The organism is Oleiphilus sp. HI0067, assembly GCF_001635735.1.
In genome coordinates, this window is sequence record NZ_LWFI01000876.1 from 1 (window position 1) to 4,996 (window position 4,996).

Here is a 4,996-nt window from a genome sequence, read left to right on the forward strand (position 1 = left end):
CGCGGAATTCAGCCTCATTAAACTGAAGGTTTCCAGTGTCATTATTGGTAGAGATACCAAGCTCAGCAAGGCCCCGTACAGGATCATTACCCAAACCTTCGATTGTTCTACCTAAGATATTTCGGATTTGATTGGAAATTGAGCGCGTAGCTGTATCACCAACCAATAGGCCGGCTGCCGCAGGATTACTTGGATCAATCTGTGAGTTTTCAACAATCAACGCTCGCAAGGCATTATATTTATCTACAAACTCTTGAACTTTCTCGACAACCACATCGTCATCGCGCTCAACAGTAAGACTTGCCGGTGAGCCTGTGTTTGTACCTTTGAGTTCGATTGTCAAACCTTCAACAAGATCATCAACGGTATTCGAGGTACGCGTAATAGCAATGCCGTTGAAGTTAAACGACGCATCAGTTGCTGCCTGATTCTGAATTAGGTTTTGTGCCCCTGTGGTATAGGAAAGCTGCGACAGCCCTGTCCCATCAATGTTATTACCGTCCGAATCAGTAACGTTAATTTCTATAGCCTTCGCAACACCTGTTTCACTGCTCGTGATAACAAGCTGATAGCCAGAACCATTGTTAATAACCGTTGCGCTCGCTCCCAACGCAGACTCTTCATTAATCGCTGACGCGATACCATCCAAGGTATTATTCGACGAATTGATCGCGAGATTTGTTGTCACACCATCAATAGTGAAGGCTAGTGTGCCCTCTCCTACTTGCGTTGTATCGGAGTCGGCGAAAGTTCCAGAACTCAAAGATTGTGATTTAGCGAGACTAGTAACTTCAAGCGTATAGTTACCTGCAATCGCTTTAGAATTTGTACTTGCCGTAAAGGCAGAACTACCTGTATTGACGGTCAATTCATTAAATGTATCGGGGTTAGCTAGATTCCGAGCAGGAAGACGGATATCTGTCACTGCAGATTGTATCTGAGCGAATAAAGACAGCTCAGCCGTGACGGATTCTTCTCGTGAATTTAAGCGATTCTCTGTAGGCGTTCTTTCAGCAGAGACTAACTGATCGATAAGATCACTGGTCAAAACGCCAGAACCAATACCTACAGATGATACGTTAGCCATAATTACTACCTTTTAAATAATTTACCCTAGCGAGACTAGCCTAGGACAAAAAAGGGCAAAAGTTTACCTTTTGCCCTTACATATTCAGCACCGGATTGCCGGTTTATCTAAACTTTTGCTTTAAATAAACTTATCGGTTCATCCTGCTGCAAATCTCGAGCCAAACGAATAGCGACATCATCTGGAATTTGTCGAACTACCTCTTCAGTACTCCGATCATAAACAGTTATCACTGTTTTTCCTGACGTGTCATCCAATCGAAACTGCAAATCTCGCTGTACCGATTGAACATATTCATTTAGATTCGCGACCGCTTGCTCTACTTGCTCTGCACCCTGCTCGGCAACATCAGTTAGTTCAGAAGCGATCTCATCCGCTTGACGATTTGGTGCTGAATCCCCTGCAGTCGTTTTTGCAGGAAGCGTTACCTCTGAAGCTCCCTGCCTCAAAGCGAACTCAGTGTTTACGAGTTTAACGTCATTCATAATTGCACCCTTATCCTTAGCTTAAGTTTAACCTTAGTGGCACAATGATTTCTGCCACTAAGATCAAAAAGTCCTTAGCTTCTTATTACTGAAGAAGTGAAAGAACCTGCTGAGGCCGAGCATTAGCCTGAGCCAATACTGAAATACCGGCCTGCTGAAGAACCTGCGCTCTTGAAAGCGCAGCCGTTTCTGCTGCGAAATCCGCATCTTTAATTCGACTTGATGATGCAGAGAAGTTTTCAATCGCAATCGCGTTAGCAGAGATAACGTTTTCAAAACGCGTCTGAATCGAACCAAGTTTCGCCCGCTCTGCGTTCACAGTGTTAATTGCATTATCCACTGCGGCAATCGCTGCTTTAGCACCATCAGCTGTAGAAATATCCACATCTTTAAGGAGCGTACCAGATTCTGTCGCACCGTAAGAGCCAATGTTCAGACCAGAACTTTCGATGTCACCAGTTTCACTACCTAGGTTAATTTCGCCACCGCCAGTTAAAGTTACGCCAGCTACATAGGTATCAGCTGTAAGGCCAGTGTTTGTTACCGTACCACCAACGACAATGTTGCGACCATCATCAGCAACAAGAGTTAACTGGTCACCATCGAGAACCTCAGCACGAACACCTGTTTGACCAGAGGCTTGGTTGATCGCTTCAACGACATTAGTAACCTGTTCACTTAAAGAGCTGCCCGCACCAGCGTTAATTGTAGCGCCATTGATCGTAAGACCTGCGACTGCACCGGCCGATACTGCAGCAGAGTTGACCGTATTTTGGTTAGCCGTTGCTGAAACACCTGTTGTATCAGAAATGCGGTTGATAGCTGCAGCTAAAGCGATACCACTAGCAGACTGACTACCAGTAGAAGCTGTATCGTCGCTTGCGAAGGTAGCGCCAACGTTAGCACCGTTGATAGTTAGGTCACCGGAAACCAACGCAGCACGGCTGGCATCTGAAGAGTTATCACCAACTACTGAAGCAGTGTTACCAGAGAATGTACCAGTTTCAAAACCGGCATTATCGATATTGCCTGTTGTTGAACTAAGAGTGATATCCGAGCCGTCAGTGCTTGATAAAGTAACATTACCAACGTAGACGTTTGCGTTAGTTGCAGCACCCGCACGTAAACCTGCAGCAGCAGCGTCACCAGCCGTACCATCTAATAACGAGATGTTACGACCATCTTCAGCCGTCAAATCAACGCGGAAACCGTCGTCAGTTTCAACGACCGCTGCGGTAACGCCGGTTGCGTCTTGGCGAGAATTAATTTGATCAGCTACTTTACCAAGTTCTGTTTGAGTAGCTGTAGCGTTGTTCGCACCTGATGCCGCAACAACCAAGGACAGCTGAACACCATTAATAGTTACGACACGCGTGCCCGCAGTAGTACCAGATGCAGACGTTACTGAAGTACCTTCTACTGTGTTAGCATTCGCCGTTGCTACAACACCAGTCTGGTCACTTACTGCATTGATTGCAGCAGCTTTTGAAATTGCACTTGAGCTCTTAAGTAGTGCTGATGCTGTGTCAGAACCACCAGATGATGCACCAACTGACACTCCATTGATTACCAAATCGCCGGCAACAAGCTCACGAAGGGCGGCACCTGTGGCGTTCGCTGCGATCGCTGCCTTGCTAGAGTTACTAGACACACCAGAAGAGGCTGCTGAACCAAGTGAAGATGTGTCAACAGACCCTAGGCTAACCGTTACCTCATCACCAACGTTTGCGCCAACTTGGAAAGATTTGCCTTGGAAAGAACCGTCTAGCAGATTTACGCCGTTAAATGTTGCAGAACCTGCAGTTCGCTCAATTTCTGAAATCAACTGCTGCGCTTCTTGATTCAAAGCAACTCGCTCTGAATCACCGTTCGAAGCGTTCGAAGACTGAACCGAAAGCTCACGTAAACGCTGCAAACTTGTAGAAATCGATTCAATAGAACCTTCAGCGATCTGTGCAAGCGAGACACCGTCACCCGCATTTCGTGATGCTACGCTCAAACCACGAACCTGAGCGTCAATACGGTTAGCAATCGCGATGCCAGCTGCATCATCTTTTGCACTGTTAATACGAAGACCAGAAGACAAACGCTGCAACGCTGTTTCCTGTGCTGACTGAGAGCTATCCAAGTTACGCTGAGCGTTTAAGGATGCGATGTTAGTATTAATTATTTGTGGCATATCGTCTCTCCTGAATTGAGCAATCTGCTGTTCGACACCATAGTTCTGACCAACAGAACTATGTCTTGTAAGTCGAACTCGTTGCAAACCTTAACGGCACTCGGGAAATAAACTTTAAAAGAAACGGCAACTATATTGTTACGGAGTGTTAAGGTCTGTAATAAAAGCGGCAAGCGGTGTCCGATTTTTGGCATATCAAAACCCACCCATATTTTAACCTCAAACAAAAAACCCTATAAGTCATTGATTTATAATATTTAATAAAAGTAAAAACCAAACATGGCACAGAATTCGCTGAACAGTAATCAATCGGCGATTCGTTACAAACACGCCAAAATATTTTTTGAATTTGCACGCATGTATGGCTGAAGGGGAAGACCATGCCACAAATAATTAATACCAATCTTGCGTCTATCAACGCGCAAAGAAACCTAGATAAGTCTCAGAGCGAAAACCAAACAGCCCTGCAACGCTTATCTTCAGGCTTGCGTATTAACAGCGCAAAAGACGATGCAGCAGGTCTTGCAATTTCTACCCGCTTCAGCGCGCAAGTCCAAGGCTTAAAAGTCGCGATCCGAAACGCCAGCGACGGTGTGTCACTCGCTCAGGTTGCTGAAGGCGCGCTCGGCTCGATGACTGACAACCTACTTCGTATCCGTGATTTGGCACTACAAGCCTCTAACGCAACGAACAGCAAGCAAGACCGTGAAGCTTTGAATGAAGAAGTTCAGCAGCTTATTACTGAGATCGAACGTGTTGCTGACCAAACAACATTTAACGGCACCAAGTTACTAGACGGATCCTTCACCGATGTTACATTCCAAATCGGCGCAAATGAAGGTGAAGATGTAAGCTTCGGTATTGAAGGTACAGATGTTACTCAACTAGGTGTTTCACCTACTGATGGCATTTCATCCTCGCCGGGCAGCACCGCTTCAACGCCGCCTGTAGCTGCCCTCGCGGCAGGTGATCTCGTCATCAACGGCATAGCTATTGGTGCATCATCAGGCGTTGACGACGCGTTTTCCAGCTCTAACAACGATTTATCTGCAATAGCAAAAGCAGCCGCAATTAACTCTGTTTCTGAGCAAACGGGTGTATCAGCCTCGATTCAAGGTACATTTGTCGACGGTAACTCTTTCACCTCTGCTAACGTGACAGGAAACATTGTTATCAATGGTATTACCATTGACGTTGAAACACGTGCCAACCTTAGTGAAACAGTAAACCTAACATCTGTCGCCG

General features: G+C 45.9%; 3 protein-coding genes and 1 pseudogene. 1 reads left to right on the forward strand and 3 read right to left on the reverse strand.

The features are described from left to right. The 3 genes from fliD to A3739_RS09660 all read right to left on the reverse strand — a co-directional run. Nucleotides 1–1,087: flagellar filament capping protein FliD (gene fliD / locus A3739_RS09650; RefSeq protein ID WP_156502516.1), on the reverse strand; the 1,087-nt coding region annotated here is incomplete at its 3' end. A gap of 107 nt (nucleotides 1,088–1,194) precedes the next feature. Then, nucleotides 1,195–1,572: a flagellar protein FlaG gene (locus tag A3739_RS09655; RefSeq protein WP_068482116.1), complete on the reverse strand. Its 378-nt coding sequence runs from the start codon at nucleotides 1,570–1,572 to the stop codon at nucleotides 1,195–1,197. Between the two features lie 85 nt (nucleotides 1,573–1,657). Beyond that, nucleotides 1,658–3,751, reverse strand: coding sequence for a flagellin (locus A3739_RS09660; RefSeq protein ID WP_068482113.1), 2,094 nt, complete (start codon nucleotides 3,749–3,751; stop codon nucleotides 1,658–1,660). Nucleotides 3,752–4,131: 380 nt separating this feature from the next. On the opposite strand from A3739_RS09660, the pseudogene A3739_RS09665 reads away from it, so the two are divergent. Continuing rightward, nucleotides 4,132–4,996, forward strand: a pseudogene (locus A3739_RS09665) (flagellin); the annotation flags it as partial.

Bases quoted from the DNA above. Each gene is read 5' to 3' on its own strand.
- A3739_RS09655 (WP_068482116.1), bottom strand. From the start codon at position 1,572: ATGAATGACGTTAAACTCGTAAACACTGAGTTCGCTTTGAGGCAGGGA.
- A3739_RS09660 (WP_068482113.1), bottom strand. From the start codon at position 3,751: ATGCCACAAATAATTAATACTAACATCGCATCCTTAAACGCTCAGCGT.